Genomic DNA, 18,199 nt, shown 5'->3' on the forward strand with positions numbered 1-18,199 from the left:
TCGAGACCTAGAACAAATAGTTCGGCGCGAAGTGCGCGACGATGGGAATCACCGACGCGATCGAAAGCACGAGTGCGATGATGGCGTTGCGCTTGCGTTCGGGAACGTCAGAGTCAAGCGATGCGATGGCGATGAAGGCAAAGAGGGGCGCGAGAAAAGGCGTTGCAAACCACAGCCCGATGAACGCGAAAAGGCCGAAGAATCCGAACATGTAGGACGCGGCCCCATCAGGGCCTGATGCAGCGCTGTCTGCTAAGAGCAAGGAAAGGAATCCCAGCGCCCAGCTCCCCAGAAGGATAGCGGAGCCCCATAGGGCGAGTTTCTCGTTGAAGATTCCTGCTAAGCCGCGGCGTGGAGGAAGCTCAGATTCCTTGGGCTCTGCGGGCCGCTGTGGCTCATTGGGGAAGTGAGGATCGATGGAGGGCTGGTCCATGGGGCTATCCTTCGTCGGCATTAGTCTTTGGCGCTGTCATTGGCTGAGGTTGTCAAGGCCTAGACATCACAGAGACGGCACCTAAAACATGTATTTTGGCCCGAAGTAGACAACGATGGGCACTATGCTCAGTATCGCCAGCACGAGTGCGATTCTGGCGTTGCGTTTGCGTTCTGGCACGTCAGAGTCGAGTGATGCGAGGGCGAGGAAGGCAAAAAGCGTCGCGAGAAAAGGCGTTGCGATACACAGCCCGATGAACGCGAAAATGCCGAAGAATCCGAAGAAGAAGGACACGGCATCATCAGTGCCCGAAGTAGAGCTGTCAGCGATGAGCAAGGAGAGCAACCCCAGCGCCCAGCCGGACAGAAGGATTGCGGAGCCCCACAGTGCGAGTTTCTCGTTGAAGACTCCTTCCCAGCCGCGGCGTGGTGGTAGCTCCGATGCTTTGAGCTCTTGGGGCGCGTTGAGCGCTTGGGGTGCGTTGGGCGTCTGTGGTTGTTGTGGCTCGTTGGGAAGGTGTGGGTCGATGGTGGGTTGGTCCATGGCGCTGTCCTTCGTCGGCGTCGTGATCACCTGATGGGGTGGTAGCGATGTGAAGCGCAGTCTAGCAGCGGTTGCTGCTGTTGGGAGCGGTTGTTGGGGAGTTGCGTCAGTGGTGTGGCAAAAGAGTTCAATGTTTCGTGTGTTGCTTCAGTGATTAGTGTTAAAGCGGAGGTAGTGTGGCGCGCATGAGCCATGCACGTCGCCTTGTTACCGCCGCCGTTACCGCAGTAGCGGCCGTGGCACTGTCCGTATCCACCGCCGTTGCCATTCCGTCCTACGCACCATCCGGTGTGGATGTCTCCGGAAATAACCACGCGTCCCTTCGCGGAATCGATTGGGATGCCGTGAAGTCCGATGGCCAGTCCTATGCCTTCGTGAAGGCCACCGAGGGCGTCGGCTTTGTCAACAACCACTTCGTGCGCGATGCCAATGCCGCAGCAGCCGCTGGACTGAAGGTCGGCGCCTACCACTACGCGCGCCCGGCCGGCGACGCCAAGCAGCAGGCGGCTAGCTTCGCCTCCCAAATCGCGCTGGTGCCGACGCAGACCCTGCCGCCGGTGCTCGATATCGAGGTGGATGAGGGACTGAATGCCGACCAGCTTGCTGACTGGATTGATACCTTCATGACGGAGGTCAAGTCCCTGACCGGCCGTACGCCGATGCTGTACACCTACAAGTACTTCTGGATGGGCCAGATGGGTAACACCACGCGCTTCTCCGAGTATCCGTTGTGGCTGGCGGCCTACCAGGACACCGCACCGGACCCGGTCGGTGGCTGGGACAAGCTTGCCTTCTGGCAGCGCTCCGGTAGCGGACGCGTGGCCGGCATTGAGACTGACGTTGACCTGAACCTCTTCAACGGTACTGAGGCGCAGCTGCACTCTTTCTCTGCTGGCAATTACATCGACTTCGGTGGAATCTTGGATGACCTGGTCATTCCGGGCGTGGACCTGGGTGATGATGCCGGCGTGCTGATTGCTGGAATCCTGGCGCTGGCAGCAGGTGCGGCGGCCGTTCCTGCCGTGGCCGATGCCGCGAAGGATGCGGGTCTAGACGTGGATCCGACCGGGCTTGTGAAGCAGGCAGAGAAGCTGCTCAACACCGGCGCTATTAGCGTTGATGACCTCAAGAGCCTGGCAAATAACGACGCCACCGTCGGCGACCTAGCCATCTTCCTGGATAACGCGCAGCACCTGCAGGACTTTGATGCCAACAACGTCAGCGAGCAGGACGTGGAGAATGCCAGCCGTGCTGCACGCAGTGCTGGTCACGCCGCGGGTGTGGAGATCCCGGCATTTGATTCCAAGCAGGTGGCGGACCTGCTCAAGAGCCTGCGCTAATCGTCGGCGGTTGCCGGGGCGTCGTGGCGGGGGCTCGCGCCGGTAAAGAAGCGGCGGGTCCAGGATTCGTCGCGGAAGTGTGCGGGCACCGCACCGGAGAGGAGCGGCTTGGCCAGGGCGGCGGCTTCGGGGGAGCCGTCGTGGGGCAACTCGGTATCGGAGCCGATGAGGATGATGTTGCCGTAGCGCCGACCCTTAAGCATGGGAGGGTCGGCGATAACGGCGACGTGTGCAAAGACCTCCGCCATTCCAGCTAGTTCCGCCTTCGCGCCCTGGAGATCGGAGTGGTCGCCGCAGTTGGCAACGTAAAGACCGCCGGGGGATAGGGTGGCGTGGGCGTGCTGGAAGAACTCTTCGGTGGTGAGAGGCTCCGGTGTGATGGCGCCGGCGAAGACATCCCGAATGATGACGTCGAAGCGGTTCGGCGGGAAACCTTCGGTGACCGCGCGTGCCTCGCCGGCGCGGATTTTCACGCGGGGAGCAGAGGGGATATCGGCCAGCTCACGGATGAGCTCGGCCAGTTTGGCGTCGAGTTCGACGACCGTGTTGTGGGAATCCGGCCAGAGATTCGCGAAGTAGCGGGGGAGAGAACAGCCACCGCCGCCCAGGTGGAGCAGGCGCTTGCCAGGGGCGAGGTTCTCCACCGCGGCGGCAATCCAACGCATGTACTCGAACTCGAGGGTGCGCGGCTCATCGGGGATGAGGTGTGAGGATGGCACGCCATTGACGTTGAGGATGAAGGCACCGTCGCGGAAAGGATCCGGCTCGACGACGAGTTCGCCGGTGGAAATCTCGTAGGTGCCCGCGATGGAGCTGGTGGTGTTGCGCTTTCTGCCCATAGTGCCTCTTAGCTTAGGGAATAGGCTGCGTGGTTCGTGTGTTGGGGTATGAGGTGCACCGCGACTAGCCTTGGTGGGCGATAACGAAACGAGAAGGGGAGAGCATGCGAGTATTGGTAGCCATGTCCGGCGGCGTCGATTCCTCGGTCGCAGCCGCGCGTGCGGTGGAGGCGGGCCACGACGTCATTGGTGTGCACCTGGCCCTGCACAAGGATGCGCAGCAGACACGTGAGAAGGCACGCGGCTGCTGCTCCTTGGAGGATTCCGCCGATGCCCGTCGCATCTGCGACAAGCTCGGCATTCCTTTCTACGTGTGGGACTTCTCTGAGGAGTTCAAGGAAGCCGTCATCGGCGATTTCGTGGACTCCTATGCCCGCGGTGAGACCCCGAATCCCTGCCTGCGCTGCAATGAGAAGATCAAGTTCGCGGCGCTACTGCGCAAGGGGATGGCGCTGGGCTTCGATGCGGTGGCCACGGGCCATTACGCCACAATCGACGATGATGGCTACATGCGCCGCTCCTTGGACGAGAACAAGGACCAGTCCTATGTGCTGGGTGTTATCACCAAGGAAGAGCTGGATCACTGCTTCTTCCCGATTGGCGATACCCCGAAGCCGCAGATCCGCGAGGAAGCCAAACGCCATGGCTTCTCCACGGCGGCCAAGCCGGATTCCTATGACATCTGCTTCATTCCGGACGGCAATACCCAGGCCTTCCTGGGCCGTTCCATCGGCCTGCGCCCGGGCATGATCGTGGACACTGAGGGCAATGAGCTCAAGGAACACGACGGCGCGTGGAACTACACCATCGGCCAGCGCAAGGGCCTCGACATCAAGACGCCGACTGCCGACGGCTCCCCGCGCTACGTCACCGACATCGACGCGGCCACCGGTACCGTCACCGTGGGATCGCGTGCTGACTTGGCCGTAACCCGCATCGAGGCTGACCGCCTGAAGTACCTGCACCCGGCTATGGAAGGTGACTTCGACTGCGAGGTGCAGGTGCGCGCCCACGGCTCTGTCGTTCCCTGCCGCGCTCACGTGGACCGCGAGGCCGACCGCATGACGCTGGAACTGAAGGAGCCTCTTTCCGGTGTGGCTCGTGGCCAGGCGGCTGTGCTCTATCTGCCGAGCCCGGATGAGCTGGGTGATATTGTCCTGGGCTCCGGCACCATCTGCGGGACCGAGTAGCTTTAGCGAAGCACGCAGTCAGCGATGAGTCGGTCGAGTGCCCGAATATCGACTTTGGGCCCGATGTTGATTTTGAAGTGGCCAGCCCGTGTCCACAGCTCCAGTTCAGCATTTACGTCTAGGAGCTTTCCGGCATTCTCCGTCGACCACATGTTAATGGAGGAGTAAGGGAGAGAATAGATTTCGACTTTCTTTCCAGTGAGACCTTGAGAATCTCGGATAATCAATCGGTGGCTAGTGAAGACCGCTGCGTCTCGGACAGTTTTAAATGCGCAGATTGGCTTTTCGTTGGCTGCGAGAATTGACGGAATGTCGCTCGGAATCTCGCAAGGAGAATAGAAGGTCCAGCCAGAAAACTGTTCAAGTGCCACGGGAGTATCCTTTACTATCTGCGACTTAGTGGTTTGTGAATTGCATTATAGATGTCGCAGTAGTCTTTGATTCGGTATTAAAAGAAAAACATTCGGGAAGGAGAACAGATGACGGGATTCGCCCTTGGCCCCATGCCCGGTACCTCCATGGCGGAAGCAGCGGACATCATCATGGGGGAGACCGAGCTTCCCGCCATCCCGCAGCTGCCCGCGCGTGGGCTGGGCTCCGATGCGGTGGGCCGCACGGCCAGCATGCTAGAAGCGATCTCCATCGACCGCGGCCCGCGCTCGTGGCGCATGACGGCGCGCCCGCAGCTGCTGACCCGGCGTACGTGGGACCGCTTGGAGCGCGATATCGACGAGGTCCAGGAAGTCTGGGGCGAAACCGTGCCCCGTATTAAGGTGCAAGCGCTCGGTCCCTGGTCGCTTGCGGCGAGCATTGAGCTTTCCGACGGCCACCGTGTCCTCACCGACCGCGGCGCCTTTAGCGAACTCGCGGAGTCACTTCTCTATGGCCTCCGCGCTCACGCCGCGGATGTTGCGCGCCGTTTCCACGGGGAGGTCGTCGTCCAACTCGACGAACCACTCCTCGCAGACGTTATCGCCGGCCGAATCCCCGGCACCACCGACTTCGATACCATTCCGCCGGTCCCAGACGAGGTAGCTCTTGAGCAGCTTCTCGTCTTCGAGGCCGACTACCTGTACACCCCGCCGCTGTGGTCAGTGGCGCCTGCAGCCACGACCTTCCTCACGGATTTCCGTGGTCTGGAGACCCCGCGCCACCTGGACGGCTTGGGCGAGCACCTCAACGCGGGCCACCGCATTGGTCTGGGCCTTGAAGGTTCCGATGCCCGCGCGGAGGCCATTGCGCTGGCCCGGCATCTCGACCGCATCGGCATGCCGCGCGAGCTCCTCGTCGACCGTTTCGACGTCTATCCCGTCAAGGCTTCCGCTCGTTCTCTGCGCTCGGTTAACGAGACCGCCGGCATTCTCACCCGCGATGCTGGGGATCTCTAATTGAGCTTTCACCTGACCTAGGCCTCGAATATGAACCAGAACAGGCTAGATATCTATTGCAGCATGCTTTCTTTTGAAGGATAATCCCTGATTAAATCCCTCGTTGTCCTAGAGAAAGAACCACCTGCCATGCCAGAGTTCACAGCACAGGTTAAAGCGTTACGTTCGATGATCGAGTCCGGAGAGCTCGTCTCCGAAGATGCCGATGACCTAATCCAACTTGCCAAGCCAGGCGTCGTCCTTCCCTACTCCAACGGCACTCCCACCGAACATGGCTCGTACTTCGGAGGTAGACCGTATCTTCCGGAAGGTTCGACATGGCCCATTTCAAAGAACGGTCAGCCATTACTCCATATCATTCAGCTAAATTTTGCCGATATTGTCTGTCATGTGCGTGCGGAGGGGGCGTCGGAAAGCGAAGCAACTCTCGACGGATTGATTCCGGAGTCAGGAATTTTTCAACTCTTCGTCGGTGCTGATCCGTTCTTCGGCGGTTTCGATTCGGATTCGCCTGGCGATGGCATGGAAATTCGCTATATCCCTGAGCCTGCGGAAGGCTTTGGCAACCACAGCTTTCCTGGACCTCATACCGCGGAGCCTGCTGCCTTCGATGAAAAGCACGAGGATTTTTGTTCCCCGTTTAGCAAGGATCTTGGGGAGGTTATGAACTCTCCGATCTCCTTGTCTAGTGCAGTGGCAATGGTCCCTCCCACCGACTATGCAGTGTACGAGGCTTTGAAGTCTAGAAAAGGCGATGACTTTCTTGAAGAGTTTGATTACTTTGACGAGCTGGTTGAGTTGCGAGCCGCAGCCAGAAACCAAAGCGACATTATGCTTGGCGGTTTCCCAGCCTTCGCACAAGACCCTACGCAGCCTGAAGGGTACGTTCACTTCCTAGAAATCGATTCCACATATCTGGAAGAAGAAGAGCTTCCTTTCGAGGCCATGTGGGGTGACCTCGGTGTGGCCCACGTATTTCTGCACCCGGACGCATTGAAGAAAATGCAGGCTGGCGAGGCTGTCGTGTACCGCTCCGAAAACACTGGCAGGGCCGATGGTGCTGTCTTTTACTGGGATTGCGGCTAGTTTTGCTTCCCCAATTTCCCTTTTAATCAATCCTCCCCAGGCTGTCCGTCGCGGTGAAGTAGGCCTCCATATAAGGGATGACGAACTGGAGTTGGCCGTGTGCGGTGGGCTCGATCAGGTCGGCGTCGATAAGCCTTTGGCGCGTGGCCGACAGTGAGCGCACCGTCCGGTCCTGGTGAGCGGCGATGTTCTTGATTTCCGCCGTGCCGTTCTCCATAACCGCGCTCATCGCTTCGAGGAAGAGGCGCTGCGCTGGCGGAAGCGCCAGGGTAGCGGGCTGGTGGACCTGGGCGCCGAGAACCGAGATCGCCTCGGCTGACACTGCCGCGACGTCACCCTCCTCGATGCGGCTTCCACCCTCGCGCTGCGCCTTTCCCCAGGCCAATGAGCCCACCAGCTGCACCATGTAGGGGTAGCCTCGGGACAGCCGCACCGCAGCCGCAACCGCATCCTCGGTGAATTCGAGTCCGGACTGCGCCGCGGTTTCTGTGAAGGCCACCTTGGCGTTCGCGGGGGAGAGCGGCCCCAGAACGAACTTCTGCGCGCGGCGCAGGAAGGTCACACCCGGCAGGTCCAGCAGGCGGTTGACTCCCTGCGGAAGGCCCGCGGCGACAATAGCGACATCGAGCTCATCGCGCACCAAGTCTTGGTAGGTCACGGCCAGGGAGGTGAGGTCCTCGGCGTCTGCGTCCTGCACTTCATCGATGGTGAGCAGTACGCCAGTGCCTTTGAGCAGGCCTAAAAGCTCGCGCAGGCGGGTGTTCAACGTCGGTTTATAGGCTTCCTCGGTGTTGTGCTGGATGCCGATGGTTGCCAGGCCGCCAATACCGACGCGGTTGACCTTGCTCTTATCCGCCGGGGCAAGCTTGTCTATGATGCGCGGGATGGTGGTGTCCACGAGTTCCTCCACCAAGGAGCTGCGTCCCGAGGCCCGCAGGGTAATCCACCCGCGGCTAGAAGCGATATCTTCGAGCTCATTGAGCAAAACCGTCTTACCGATACCGCGGGCACCGCTGATGATGAGCGAGCGGCCCGGGCTGCCCGGCTGGGAGTCGAGTGCAGCCCGGAAGGTGTCGAGCACTGCCGTGCGCCCAACCCAAAAGAGTGGTGGAACGCCGAAGGTGGGGCGGAATGGGTTCTCATGTGGGGACATAGTCTCAATCCTAGGGCATTGGGAGATTTGGGAGACTTTTCTAAAAGCGGAGATTTGGGAGACTTTCGTCCCCCAGGTGGAATTAGGCGTCCCGCCCCGCCCGAATGGCGCCGACGATGTCAAAATCGCCGTTTATAGCTATAGGGTCACGCTGGGTGAGCTCCGCGAGCTTTTCCTGGACGCTGGGACGCGGCGAAAATTCAGGGCGTGAAGCTGTGGTCGTCAGGAGATCGCGCAGGTAGTTTTCCAAGGAAACTTCAGCGGCGTCAGCGCGCTTCTGAAGGGTGGCAATTACGGAGGGATTGACGTCGTGGATATGGACCGTGCGGTAAGCGGGAGCAGTCATAACGTCAGTCTACGGGAGGACTTAGATTGTGCTTGCGGGCTTCGAATCCATAGCCCGCCAGGCCACCGCACCGGCGTACACAGCACATGCGGCGACGAGGCCATACCACCAGAAGAAGTGGAGGTCCGCATTCCAGGGCAAGGTATATCCGATGAGCACGATGACGAAGGCAGTGATTGCTACGGAAACAACGCGCGGGACTGTCTTCCCTGGGGTGGTGAATGCCTTCCATGCGGACCATAGAAGGGAGGCGATGATAACGATCATGCTGATGGTGAGTAACACGGTGTCTCCTTAGGATCCGAGCTCGTCGAATAGAGCTTGGGCGAGGTCTTCGGTACCGGCGAGGGAATCGTTGTTGGCGAAGGCAGCGCGTTTGGTCTCTGGTTCGATGATGAGCATCGTCGAGTAACCGTATGTACCGCCGTTGTGCCAGTACCCAGCATTGTTTTCGCTGGGAGGCTGCCAGCCGTAGTCGGTATCGCCGTTGTCCATGAACCACTCGGCGAACTTGGCCATGTCACTTGCCGTGGAGCGGATGGCTCCCGCGGGTGCGGAGCCTTCCATCTCCCACGGCTCAGCGTGGCGGCCGGTGGGGGTTAGGCCGCGTGGAGCGTCGTCAGGTACTGAGCCCGGCGTCATGAGATAGGTCTCTGTCATGCCAACTGGCTCGAAGATGCGTTCTTTGAGCATCTGTTCATAAGGTTGCCCGTCAACGGTCTCGAGCATGTGGCCCAGGAGCCCATAGCCAAGGTTTGAATAGGATTCTTTACCGCGGTCTTTTAGTTCGGCCTCCGTGGCGGCAGCCACGATGTCCTCTACGGTCTCGCCTTCATAGGGGTTCGAGCCGGTGACACCCGAGGCGAGATTGCTGAGGAGGCTCGCGCTCGCCAGTCGCGGTAGGCCAGAGGTGTGGTCGAGCAATTCTTGGAGGGTGACGTCAGCGACGGGCGCATCGCCAACATTGAGGACCTCGCCCACAGTGGTGTCAGTTCTCAGTTTTTCCTCTTCGACGAGCTGGTGGGCCAGTTCGCCAGTGAACATCTTGGTCACGGAGCCGATTTCGACCTCCGTGTGCTCGTCGCTGCCCAGTCCCGCAAAGGTGACCTTGCCGTCTTGGAGGGTAAAGGCAGTGAGGTTGTGGAAGCCGGACTCTGAGTGCTCTTCCAACTGGGCAGCTAAGGCTTCGTCGCCAGTTTTGTCTTGTGCCAGAGCAATTCTTTGCGGCCCTGTGATGAGCAGGATGGCTGCAACGGCAATGGCAGCGATGACGGCTAGGGATATTCTACGCATTAGTGGTCCTCGCTCGCGGTGATGATGGTGAGAAGGGGGATAACTCGGGCGGGGCGGATGGAATACTCGCCGCCAGACTTCGTGGTCCAGCCTGCATGGGTCAGCGCGCTCAAGTGGTGGTAGGCGGTGCCGGTAGAGGAGACGATGTCTTCTTCGACAAGCTCTGCGGCTGTCGCGGGTGCGGCGAGCAGGCGGCGCAGGATTTCGCCGCGGACTGGATGGGCAAGGGCGGATAGGCGCTCGAGGTTTTCTGCCCAATCCTCGTCGGTGACGAAGTTCGTGGGGCGCTGCCATTGATAGGCATAAGTGCGCTTGCCGACGTTTATGTTGCCGCCAAAGATGATGGAGCCGTCGGGAAGCTGCTCGTTGGGTGCGAGGGCGTCGACCAGCCAGTAGGCCGAGCTTTCTCCAGTGGTGGATGCGGGGCCGGCGTCGGCAGTGTTGGTGCGCCCCTCAAGCACGGCTACGCGCGCTTCGAGTTCGGCGAGGCGTGCTTCGACTGTCGTTTCCATGATTTCTAGAATTCCAGAAATCTAGAAACCTGGCAAGAGGTAGTTGAGGATTGGGTGCTGGGGTTAAGAAATCATCGGCCACGCGGTGGACACATCCGAGGCGTCCCGCCCGCGGCCTTCCAGGTACTTCTTGAAGGATTCGCGGTCCTTGTACCACTCGACGGCCTGGTACTCCATGAGCTCGTTGGTATCCATCTGTGCTAGCTCGGGGAAGTGCTGGCGCACCTGTTTCCAGGCCACGCGGGCGGCAGCGAGGGCGTCGGCAGTCGCCTCATGCGCGTTGCTCAACTCCACGCCGTAGTGGGCGGAGACCTCCTCCAAGGTGCGCTTGCCCTTGCGCCACTTGTCCTTAACGCGGTCGATGACGAAAGGATCGAACACCGGACCGTTGACCGTGAAGTCCCCGGTCAGCGCGCGCAAGACGGAGAGATCGTAGGCGGCGTTGTAGACGATGAGCGTGAGCCCCTCGTCCCAGGCCTGATAGATGGAATCGACCGTCTCCTTGAGCACCTCCTCGTGGGGGCGACCTTCCGCGCGGGCTTTCTCAGTAGTGATGCCGTGAATCTTGGCGGCTTCCTCGGGGATCTCCACGCCGGGGTCGGCGAGCATTTCCCGCTTGTCTACTTCGCGCCCGTCGATACGCACCAGGGCAGAGGTGACGATGCGGGCTTCTTTGGGCTTCACGGAGGTGGTTTCGAGGTCGAAGGAGAGCATGCGGGTGGCGTCGAAGTTCATGGACAACACTCTAGCGCCCGGCTCGGACACGCACTGTGGAAGTGCTGCAGAATGACGGACGAACTCTTGCAGAATGACCATCCGCAGGTCATAGGCATGTCCGGTAGCCCCGCTACACTAGTGACTCGTGAGTGATGCAGTAGATATCCAACGCGAATGGTCCGAGCTTGCCCAGGAAGTGCGCAAGCACCGTGAGTTGTACTACAACGGTGAGCCGTCAATCCCGGATGCGGACTTTGACGCGCTCTTCCAGCGCTTGCTGGCGCTTGAGGCGGAGCACCCGGAGCTGCAGACCCCGGATTCGCCTACCCAGCAGGTGGGCGCAGCCCCCGAAGGCGCTGTGGATATCGAGCACCTGGAACGCCTGTACAGCTTGGACAATGTCTTCAGTACGGATGAGCTGCAGGACTGGCTGGACCGCACGCCGGCCGAGGCTTATCTGACCGAGCTCAAGATTGATGGCCTGTCCATTGATTTGGTCTACCGCGATGGCAAGCTCGCTACGGCCGCCACACGCGGTGATGGTCGTGTGGGCGAGGACATCACCGCCAATGCACGCGTTATCCCCGATATCCCGCACGAGCTGACGGGTACCAAAGAGTATCCGGTTCCCTCCCTGGTCGAGGTCCGCGGCGAGGTGTACATGCGCCCGGATGAGTTTGAGGAGATCAACTCCGCGCGCCGCGAAGACGGCAAGCCCACCTTTGCCAATCCCCGTAATGCGGCGGCGGGCGGGCTGCGCATGAAGGACCCAGAGGACGTCAAGAAGCGTCGGCTCCACATGGTCTGTCACGGCATTGGCGCGCGCGAGGGATTCCAGCCCACCTCGCAGCACGATGCTTACAAGGCCCTAGAGGCTTGGGGATTTCCGGTGTCTCCCTATACCCAGCGGGTCACCACAGCCAAGGAGGTACAAGAGCGGGTCACGTACTGGGAGGAGCACCGCCACGACGCCTACTTTGAAATGGACGGGCTTGTCATCAAGGTCGATGACCTGGCCAGCCAGCGCGCCTTGGGCGCGACTTCGCGCGCGCCGCGCTGGGCTATTGCCTATAAATACCCGCCGGAGGAGGTCACCACCAAGCTGCTCAACATCGAGGTCGGTGTGGGACGTACCGGGCGCGTGACGCCTTTCGCCATCATGGAGCCGGTCTTCGTCTCCGGCTCGACCGTTTCCATGGCCACCCTGCACAACCAATTCGAGGTCAAGAACAAGAATGTCCTCATCGGGGATACCATCATCATCCGCAAGGCCGGAGAGATCATCCCTGAGGTCCTCGGCCCCGTTCTGGACAAGCGCGATGGCAGCGAGACTGAATGGGTCTTTCCGGAGAATTGCCCTGCCTGTGGTACGAAGCTGGCTCCGCAGAAGGAAGGCGACCAGGACTGGCGCTGCCCGAACACTCGTAGCTGCCCGGCCCAGCTGGCGGCACGCCTGGAATACCTGGCCTCCCGCAAGGCGCTCGACATTGGCGAGCTGGGGGAGAAGGCTGCCGCGGATCTGATTTCCTCCGGAGTGCTCAAGGATGAGGCGGACCTCTTCGATCTCGATGAACAAGCACTCCTCAAATCCTCGGTCTACACCACGCAGAAGGGCGCGCTCAATGCTTCGGGTAAGAAGCTGCTGGAGAACCTCAAGACGGCCCGCCAGGCTGAATTCTGGAGGGTGCTCGTCGCGCTGTCGATCCGCCACGTCGGCCCCATTGCGGCACGTGCACTAGCCACCCGCTTTGGCTCCATGGAAGTGCTGCGCGCAGCATCGGTCGAGGAGCTGGCGGATACCGATGGTGTGGGCACCATCATCGCGGAATCCTTCAAGCAGTGGTTCGAGGTGGATTGGCACGACAACATCGTGCAGAAGTGGACCGCCGCCGGGGTCACCATGGAGGAGGAAGCCAGCGATAAGCCGGCGCAGACCCTTGAAGGCATCACCGTGGTGGTGACCGGTACCTTGGAGAACTTCACTCGTGATTCGGCCAAGGAGGCCATTATCACCCGCGGCGGAAAGGCATCCGGTTCGGTGTCTAAGAAGACGAACTACGTCGTGGTCGGAGAGAATGCCGGATCCAAGGAACAGAAGGCCCGCGATCTGGGGCTGACCATCCTGGATGAAGAGGGCTTCACCCGTCTGCTGGAAACGGGCGAGGCATGAAGCTAGCCGCCTTCGACCTCGACGGCACCATCTACTTCGATGGGTATATGCCTGAGGAAGTCCCAGAGGCCATTGCGCAGTGGCGCGCTGCAGGCAACCTCGCCGTCGTGGCCACGGGTAAGTCGCCGCACTCGGCGCGGCGTGCGCTTGAGCCTTTCGGCGTCGAGTTCGATTACTTCCTGCTGTGCAACGGCACCGTCATTATGGATGGCGACTATGAGTTGCTCTATGAAAGCCACGTGCCGCCCGAAGTAGTCCGCGCTGTGTATGAGCGGGTTCGTGATATCCCGAAGCTCGACCTGTATTGCACGCGCTTGGAAGGCCCCGACGGCCACCTCGTGCGCAACGTGGAGGGCGTGCACAATCCCATCATCAGCGAGCCCGTTCCAGTTTCACCCGAGCACATCGAAAAAGAAGTCTTCCCCCTCGTCGCCGCCTGGACGCCGGGTAACCCAGAGCTACAGAAAGAGATTGCGCAGTGGGTGACGGACCGCTTTCCCGTCGGCACCGCGATGAACCGAAACTTCTTCGATATCACGCCGCCCGGCCACAACAAGGGCTTCGCCTTGACTTGGCTGCTTGAACATCTTAGCCGCGAGCGTTCCGAGATTGAGCTCATCACCTTAGGTGATGGTCACAATGACCTGCCTATGCACGCGCTTGCCGACGTCTCCCTGACCTTCCCCTGGGCGCAACCCGACATCCAGGAGGCGTGCACCGCGGTGGTGGACTCGGCCGTGAAAGGTCTAATACACTACGGGGCATGAAGATTGCGGCTTTGGACATGGATGGAACCGTTTACGTCAACGAAGACATAACTGAGGCCGTAAAGGAAGCCATCGCTGCGTGGCGGGCCGCTGGCAACCTCGCCATCTCCGCGACGGGCAAGTCCATCGCCAATGCACGCAACACCCTTGAGCCATTCGGCGTGGAGCTGGATTACCACGTGCTCTACAACGGCACCGTCATCACGGACGGCGATTACTCCATCCTCCACGAGGAGCACCTGCCCAGTGATATCGTCCAAGCCGTCATCGACCGTTTCACTGGGCTGCCGTTGAATATCTACCTCACAGGCTTGTCTGGAGCAGACCAGGTGGTGTGGGATGGGCTGGCTGGCCGGGAATCCTCGATGGTGGCGAATACGGAAGTGATGGATCCGGGGGACGTCGCCAAGCGCAGCACCGTTCTCATGTCCCTGTGGATTCCAGGCAACGCTGAGCTGCGCCGCGAGGTCGACGAGTGGGTCCGCGCGAATTGTGCAGTCGAGTCCTCGTTCAACTGCGACTTTTACGACATCATGCCGCCCGGGCACAACAAGGGCGAGGGCTTGACGCGGTTGCTTGGCCACCTCGGTCACGAAGGAGCTGAACTCTACACCTTCGGCGATAGCTTTAACGATCTCTCGATGCACTCCATCGCCACCGAGTCCTTCACGTTCCCGGGAACGCAGATTACCGACGAGGTGGACCACGTGGTTCCTGACGTCGCCGCGGGACTCAACGCATTGCTAACTAGGTGAGGAAGGCGCCCAAGATAGCGCCCAAGTCACCCAAGTGCTCGACCTCGGAGGCAAGGTAGTCCGGTCCGCCGACGCGGCCCATGACGACGACATACTTCGTGCCCACGAGGGGAGCGGCAGCCAGCGCGGATTCGATCAGCGTCCACGACTCAGGAATCCACGTGTCCTTCTCCGGATTGAGCACGCGCGCCGAGGTGATGTTGAGGTCGGTGGGGATCGAGCCGTCGTCGGCAGGCGCGGCGTCGGAGGCAGCAATGCGGCTGATCTTGTCGTCATTAGCAATGACGATGGCCCAATTGGAGGTCAGCGCCTTCGGGATTGCTGCACACACCTCCTTCATCGCGGCGGTGACGTTGTGTTGCGAAGCCACCTTAGCCAGCACGTGGATCTGCCCACGGCGGTCAACGCGTCCACTGAAGGGGCGGATGGAGTCAACTTCTACGCCCTCCACGGTCTGTGCAGCGGTGATGATCTCATCAGCCATGGTGGACTGGGGGAGATCGAGGACGATGTCATCCATGACCGTGCCGTCCGGGAAATTCTCCACGATATCCACGGAACGAATATCGGCCTCGATGCTGCCCATCGCGTTGGCGAGGAGGCCAAGGCTGCCGGGAGTGTCAGGGAGTAGGACACGGACGAGATACGACATATCGTTCTTTCTGGGGGAAGATGACTAGGTAGGGAAATCGCTGATGCGAATAGTTTGTACAACTTGATCGATGGTACCCAACGTATCGAATACTATTCAATAGCTTCAGTGGTGTGTAGGGGGAGGAGTGGTGGTGGCGTGGCACCAGCCGTGCAGTACCATGGGTGCTTAGCTATCAACCGTCTCAATGAATAAAAGGATGGAGTTCGCGTGTCTGATATTTCGCGTGACGAGGTCGCGCACCTGGCAAAGCTGTCGCGATTGGCCCTGAGCGAGGAAGAACTAAAACAGTTCGCCGCGCAGATCGACGAGATCGTGGACTCGGTGTCCGCGGTTGGCAAGGTCGAGGCTGAAGGTGTGGAGCCGATGTCGCACCCGCACTCCGTTAACGCCCCGATGCGTGAGGATGTCATCGTGCGCACCCTCACCGCTGAGCAGGCTCTGGATCAGGCGCCCGCGACCGAGGATGACCGCTTCATGGTTCCGCAGATTCTGGGTGGAGGAGACGAATAAGAATGGCACAATTCATTGCGCCCACCGAGGGCATTACCGCACTGACCGCCGCCGAGCTGGCTGAGAAGATTCACTCCCGCGAGCTCACCTCCCGCGAAGTAACTCAGGCCTTCCTGGACCGAATCGCGGAGACCGATGGTGAACTCAACGCCTTCCTGCACGTTGGTGCTGAGGAAGCGCTGGCGGCTGCCGACGCCGTCGATAAGTCCCTCGACGCCGGCGAAGAACCAGCCTCTGCCCTGGCTGGCGTGCCGCTGGCGCTCAAGGACCTGCTGGTGACTACCGACGCCCCCACAACCGCCGCCTCCAAGATGCTGGAAGGTTGGGTCTCACCCTATGACGCCACGCTGGTGACCAAGCTGCGCGAGGCCGGTATCCCGATCCTGGGCAAGACGAACCTCGATGAGTTCGCGATGGGCTCCTCCAACGAGAACTCCGCCTACGGTCCGGCCCACAACCCCTATGACACCGAGCGCACCCCGGGTGGCTCCGGTGGTGGTACCGCGGCAGCCCTTGCTTCTGGTCAGGCTCCGCTGGGTATCGGTACCGACACCGGTGGCTCTATTCGCCAGCCGGCCGCTCTGACGAACACCGTGGGCGTAAAGCCGACCTATGGCACGGTGTCTCGCTACGGCCTCATCGCCGCTGCAAGCTCCCTGGACCAGGCTGGTCCGACCGCCCGCACGGTCCTGGATACCGCACTGCTGCACGAAATCATTGCCGGCCACGACTCCTTCGACGCCACCTCCGTGGACAAGCCGGTCGCGCCGGTAGTCGCCGCTGCCAAGGAGGGCGCTAACGGCGATCTGTCCGGCGTCAAGGTTGGCCTGATCAAGCAATTCGAGCGCGATGGCTGGCAGCCGGGCGTGATGGAGGCGTACCATGCAGCCGTTGAGCAGCTGAAGTCTCAGGGCGCAGAGATCGTTGAGGTCGACTGCCCGCACTTCGATGACGCTCTCGCTGCCTACTACCTCATCATGCCGTGTGAGGTCTCCTCCAACCTGGCCCGCTTCGACGGCATGCGCTACGGCCTGCGCGTGGGTGATGATGGAACCCACTCTGCGGAAGAGGTCATGTCCCTGTCCCGCGCGGCTGGCTTCGGCCCCGAGGTCAAGCGCCGCATCATGCTGGGTACCTACGCCCTGTCCGTCGGCTACTACGACGCCTACTACCTCCAGGCGCAGCGTGTTCGCACCCTCATTGCACAGGACTTTGAGCGTGCCTTCGAGCAGGTCGATGTCCTCGTTTCCCCGACCACCCCGACCACAGCCTTCAAGCTGGGCGAGAAGGTTGAGGACCCGATGGAGATGTACAACTTCGACCTGTGCACCCTGCCGCTGAACCTCGCCGGCGTGTGCGGCATGTCCGTTCCTTCCGGAATGGCATCCGACACCAACTTGCCCACCGGCCTGCAGATCATGGCACCGGCATTTAAGGATGACCGCCTGTACAAGGTCGGCGCCGCCTACGAAGCAGGGCGCAAGTAGTAGACACACTTCGGGCCAGCCCGTAGTGCGCATGAGCCGGGGTCTTTCACTGACGTGGGAGGCCGCCGGCCTTCGTCGTTTTATTCGACGGTGTGGGTTCGTTGGTTCGTAGTCTTTCTCTTTTCCTTTCGGTTTCCTTGGTCGGGTTTCGTCGTTTGAAACGACGAGTCTGGGTTCAGCCTCCGCGGAGTGTGTCTGAGTTCTTCGTCGTCTGGAACGACGGGGTTTAGAAGGGGATGTCGTCGGTGCCGGCATCAGCGTTGGTCTTGCTCTCATCCTTGGCTTCGGCTTCGGCTTTGGCTTTGGCTTGTTGTTGTGCGTAGTCGTCGAGTTCTTGTTTTAAGTGTTGGGCTTCCTCGCGTACGCGTTTTCTGGTGGCGGTGATGTGTTGGGCTACTGTTTGTGCCCACCGTTTCTGTTTTGGTGCTAGCGGCCCGTCGGCTTCGGTGATAGTCCAAGTACCGTCTTCAAACAGGCAGATGACATCCCCGCTGTAGGGGTCCAGCAGGTATTTGAGGCTGCCATCGGTTTTCATATTGTGATGACCCTGGCATAAACACGCCAGGTTCTTCGGGTGGGTCGGCCCGCCTTCAGCCCAGTTATGCCGATGATCCAACTGGCTAAGGAAAGCTGGTTTGCCGCACCCGCCGACCCGGCAGGTCCCGTCACGGCCTTCGACATGTTTGCGCATGATGATTCCTGGTTGGTAGCCATCGGCTTCGGCGACGTCACCGGTTAAGTCCCGGGTCTTATCATGCGGCATCGGCTTAGCCCGCCAGCCGAAGCCTTCAATAAAGGTTGGTGCATCCTCAATGTCGCAGGCCTGATAGGTGTGTAACACCACAGTAGCTGGAGGCTTAATCTCACCGGAGAGCAGTTTTATGACTGCCTCCGGAATCGTCAGATCGTGCTTGGTTGCGGTGTGGTGGATGAAGGCGTCGAGTTTAATGCCGGTGTCTTCATCACAGTGCAGTTCCAGCCAGGCTGAGGTGCCGTTAGAAGAAAACCGGTACGT

21 protein-coding genes are annotated in these 18,199 nt (G+C 60.5%); 9 read left to right on the plus strand and 12 right to left on the minus strand.

Translation table 11 applies throughout. From position 1 onward, the window contains the following. Positions 1–7 precede the first annotated feature (7 nt). Complete coding sequence (locus HMPREF2807_RS07665) at positions 8–433, minus strand: hypothetical protein (protein ID WP_046649324.1); 426 nt, start codon at positions 431–433, stop codon at positions 8–10. Positions 434–514: 81 nt separating this feature from the next. Beyond that, a complete protein-coding gene (locus tag HMPREF2807_RS07670; protein WP_070511599.1) occupies positions 515–976 on the minus strand; it encodes a hypothetical protein in 462 nt (153 codons plus the stop codon). A 185-nt stretch (positions 977–1,161) separates the two neighbouring features. Between HMPREF2807_RS07670 and HMPREF2807_RS07675 the strand changes: the two genes are divergently transcribed. Further along, positions 1,162–2,316 carry a glycoside hydrolase family 25 protein gene (locus tag HMPREF2807_RS07675; protein WP_046649326.1) on the plus strand — a complete coding sequence of 385 codons (1,155 nt, stop codon included), beginning with the start codon at positions 1,162–1,164 and terminating at the stop codon, positions 2,314–2,316. Here the strand turns inward: HMPREF2807_RS07675 and HMPREF2807_RS07680 are convergent. Beyond that, positions 2,313–3,155 carry a spermidine synthase gene (locus HMPREF2807_RS07680; RefSeq protein WP_070511601.1) on the minus strand — a complete coding sequence of 281 codons (843 nt, stop codon included), beginning with the start codon at positions 3,153–3,155 and terminating at the stop codon, positions 2,313–2,315. The two genes, HMPREF2807_RS07675 and HMPREF2807_RS07680, sit on opposite strands and share 4 nt — an antisense overlap. A 104-nt stretch (positions 3,156–3,259) precedes the next feature. Here HMPREF2807_RS07680 and mnmA point away from each other — a divergent pair, with 104 nt between their 5' ends. Next, positions 3,260–4,345, plus strand: coding sequence for a tRNA 2-thiouridine(34) synthase MnmA (gene mnmA, locus HMPREF2807_RS07685; protein ID WP_070511603.1), 1,086 nt, complete (start codon positions 3,260–3,262; stop codon positions 4,343–4,345). 2 nt (positions 4,346–4,347) lie between these two features. Here the strand turns inward: mnmA and HMPREF2807_RS07690 are convergent, their stop codons facing one another. Further along, the gene (locus tag HMPREF2807_RS07690) at positions 4,348–4,716 is read right to left on the minus strand and encodes a PH domain-containing protein (RefSeq protein ID WP_046649328.1); all 369 of its coding nucleotides are present in this window, start codon (positions 4,714–4,716) and stop codon (positions 4,348–4,350) included. Positions 4,717–4,824: 108 nt separating this feature from the next. Between HMPREF2807_RS07690 and HMPREF2807_RS07695 the strand changes: the two genes are divergently transcribed. Together HMPREF2807_RS07695 and HMPREF2807_RS07700 are read left to right on the plus strand one after the other, a co-directional pair. Then, positions 4,825–5,733: a uroporphyrinogen decarboxylase/cobalamine-independent methonine synthase family protein gene (locus HMPREF2807_RS07695; RefSeq protein WP_070511606.1), complete on the plus strand. Its 909-nt coding sequence runs from the start codon at positions 4,825–4,827 to the stop codon at positions 5,731–5,733. Positions 5,734–5,862: 129 nt separating this feature from the next. Continuing rightward, entirely contained in the window at positions 5,863–6,819 is a 957-nt protein-coding gene (locus HMPREF2807_RS07700) for a DUF1963 domain-containing protein (protein WP_046649330.1), read from the plus strand. Positions 6,820–6,841: 22 nt separating this feature from the next. Here the strand turns inward: HMPREF2807_RS07700 and HMPREF2807_RS07705 are convergent, their stop codons facing one another. From HMPREF2807_RS07705 to HMPREF2807_RS07730, 6 genes are all read right to left on the minus strand, one after another. Beyond that, positions 6,842–7,972 (minus strand): ATP-binding protein, encoded by a 1,131-nt coding sequence (locus tag HMPREF2807_RS07705; RefSeq protein WP_046649331.1) that lies wholly within the window; start codon positions 7,970–7,972, stop codon positions 6,842–6,844. 82 nt (positions 7,973–8,054) lie between these two features. Continuing rightward, positions 8,055–8,318 carry a hypothetical protein gene (locus tag HMPREF2807_RS07710; RefSeq protein ID WP_049157232.1) on the minus strand — a complete coding sequence of 88 codons (264 nt, stop codon included), beginning with the start codon at positions 8,316–8,318 and terminating at the stop codon, positions 8,055–8,057. 21 nt (positions 8,319–8,339) lie between these two features. Continuing rightward, positions 8,340–8,603 (minus strand): hypothetical protein, encoded by a 264-nt coding sequence (locus HMPREF2807_RS07715; protein WP_049157231.1) that lies wholly within the window; start codon positions 8,601–8,603, stop codon positions 8,340–8,342. A 9-nt stretch (positions 8,604–8,612) separates the two neighbouring features. Beyond that, positions 8,613–9,611 (minus strand): serine hydrolase domain-containing protein, encoded by a 999-nt coding sequence (locus HMPREF2807_RS07720; protein ID WP_070511609.1) that lies wholly within the window; start codon positions 9,609–9,611, stop codon positions 8,613–8,615. Beyond that, entirely contained in the window at positions 9,611–10,123 is a 513-nt protein-coding gene (locus HMPREF2807_RS07725; RefSeq protein WP_070511611.1) for an ArsR/SmtB family transcription factor, read from the minus strand. Before HMPREF2807_RS07725 ends, HMPREF2807_RS07720 begins: the two co-directional genes overlap by 1 nt. A gap of 63 nt (positions 10,124–10,186) precedes the next feature. Continuing rightward, positions 10,187–10,858, minus strand: a complete 672-nt coding sequence (locus tag HMPREF2807_RS07730) for a 3'-5' exonuclease (RefSeq protein ID WP_049157228.1) — start codon at positions 10,856–10,858, stop codon at positions 10,187–10,189. 127 nt (positions 10,859–10,985) lie between these two features. On the opposite strand from HMPREF2807_RS07730, the gene ligA reads away from it, so the two are divergent. The 3 genes from ligA to HMPREF2807_RS07745 are packed head-to-tail and all read left to right on the plus strand — an operon-like array spanning position 10,986 to position 14,532. After that, entirely contained in the window at positions 10,986–13,010 is a 2,025-nt protein-coding gene (ligA, locus tag HMPREF2807_RS07735; RefSeq protein ID WP_070511612.1) for an NAD-dependent DNA ligase LigA, read from the plus strand. Beyond that, positions 13,007–13,777, plus strand: coding sequence for an HAD family hydrolase (locus tag HMPREF2807_RS07740; protein WP_070511617.1), 771 nt, complete (start codon positions 13,007–13,009; stop codon positions 13,775–13,777). Before ligA ends, HMPREF2807_RS07740 begins: the two co-directional genes overlap by 4 nt. Further along, positions 13,774–14,532, plus strand: coding sequence for an HAD family hydrolase (locus HMPREF2807_RS07745; RefSeq protein ID WP_070511618.1), 759 nt, complete (start codon positions 13,774–13,776; stop codon positions 14,530–14,532). The genes HMPREF2807_RS07740 and HMPREF2807_RS07745 overlap by 4 nt, the downstream gene beginning before the upstream one ends. On the opposite strand, the gene HMPREF2807_RS07750 is transcribed toward HMPREF2807_RS07745, so the two are convergent. After that, positions 14,525–15,184 carry an ACT domain-containing protein gene (locus tag HMPREF2807_RS07750; protein ID WP_070511619.1) on the minus strand — a complete coding sequence of 220 codons (660 nt, stop codon included), beginning with the start codon at positions 15,182–15,184 and terminating at the stop codon, positions 14,525–14,527. The two genes, HMPREF2807_RS07745 and HMPREF2807_RS07750, sit on opposite strands and share 8 nt — an antisense overlap. Positions 15,185–15,394: 210 nt before the next feature. Between HMPREF2807_RS07750 and gatC the strand changes: the two genes are divergently transcribed. Further along, a complete protein-coding gene (gatC, locus tag HMPREF2807_RS07755) occupies positions 15,395–15,697 on the plus strand; it encodes an Asp-tRNA(Asn)/Glu-tRNA(Gln) amidotransferase subunit GatC (RefSeq protein WP_046649343.1) in 303 nt (100 codons plus the stop codon). Between the two features lie 2 nt (positions 15,698–15,699). After that, positions 15,700–17,184 (plus strand): Asp-tRNA(Asn)/Glu-tRNA(Gln) amidotransferase subunit GatA, encoded by a 1,485-nt coding sequence (gatA, locus tag HMPREF2807_RS07760; protein ID WP_070511620.1) that lies wholly within the window; start codon positions 15,700–15,702, stop codon positions 17,182–17,184. A gap of 226 nt (positions 17,185–17,410) precedes the next feature. Here the strand turns inward: gatA and HMPREF2807_RS07765 are convergent. Further along, on the minus strand, positions 17,411–18,199 hold a 789-nt coding region (locus tag HMPREF2807_RS07765; RefSeq protein ID WP_198531391.1), incomplete at its 5' end, for an HNH endonuclease signature motif containing protein.

This window comes from Corynebacterium sp. HMSC074A09, assembly GCF_001811545.1.
GTDB lineage: Bacteria > Actinomycetota > Actinomycetes > Mycobacteriales > Mycobacteriaceae > Corynebacterium > Corynebacterium hiratae.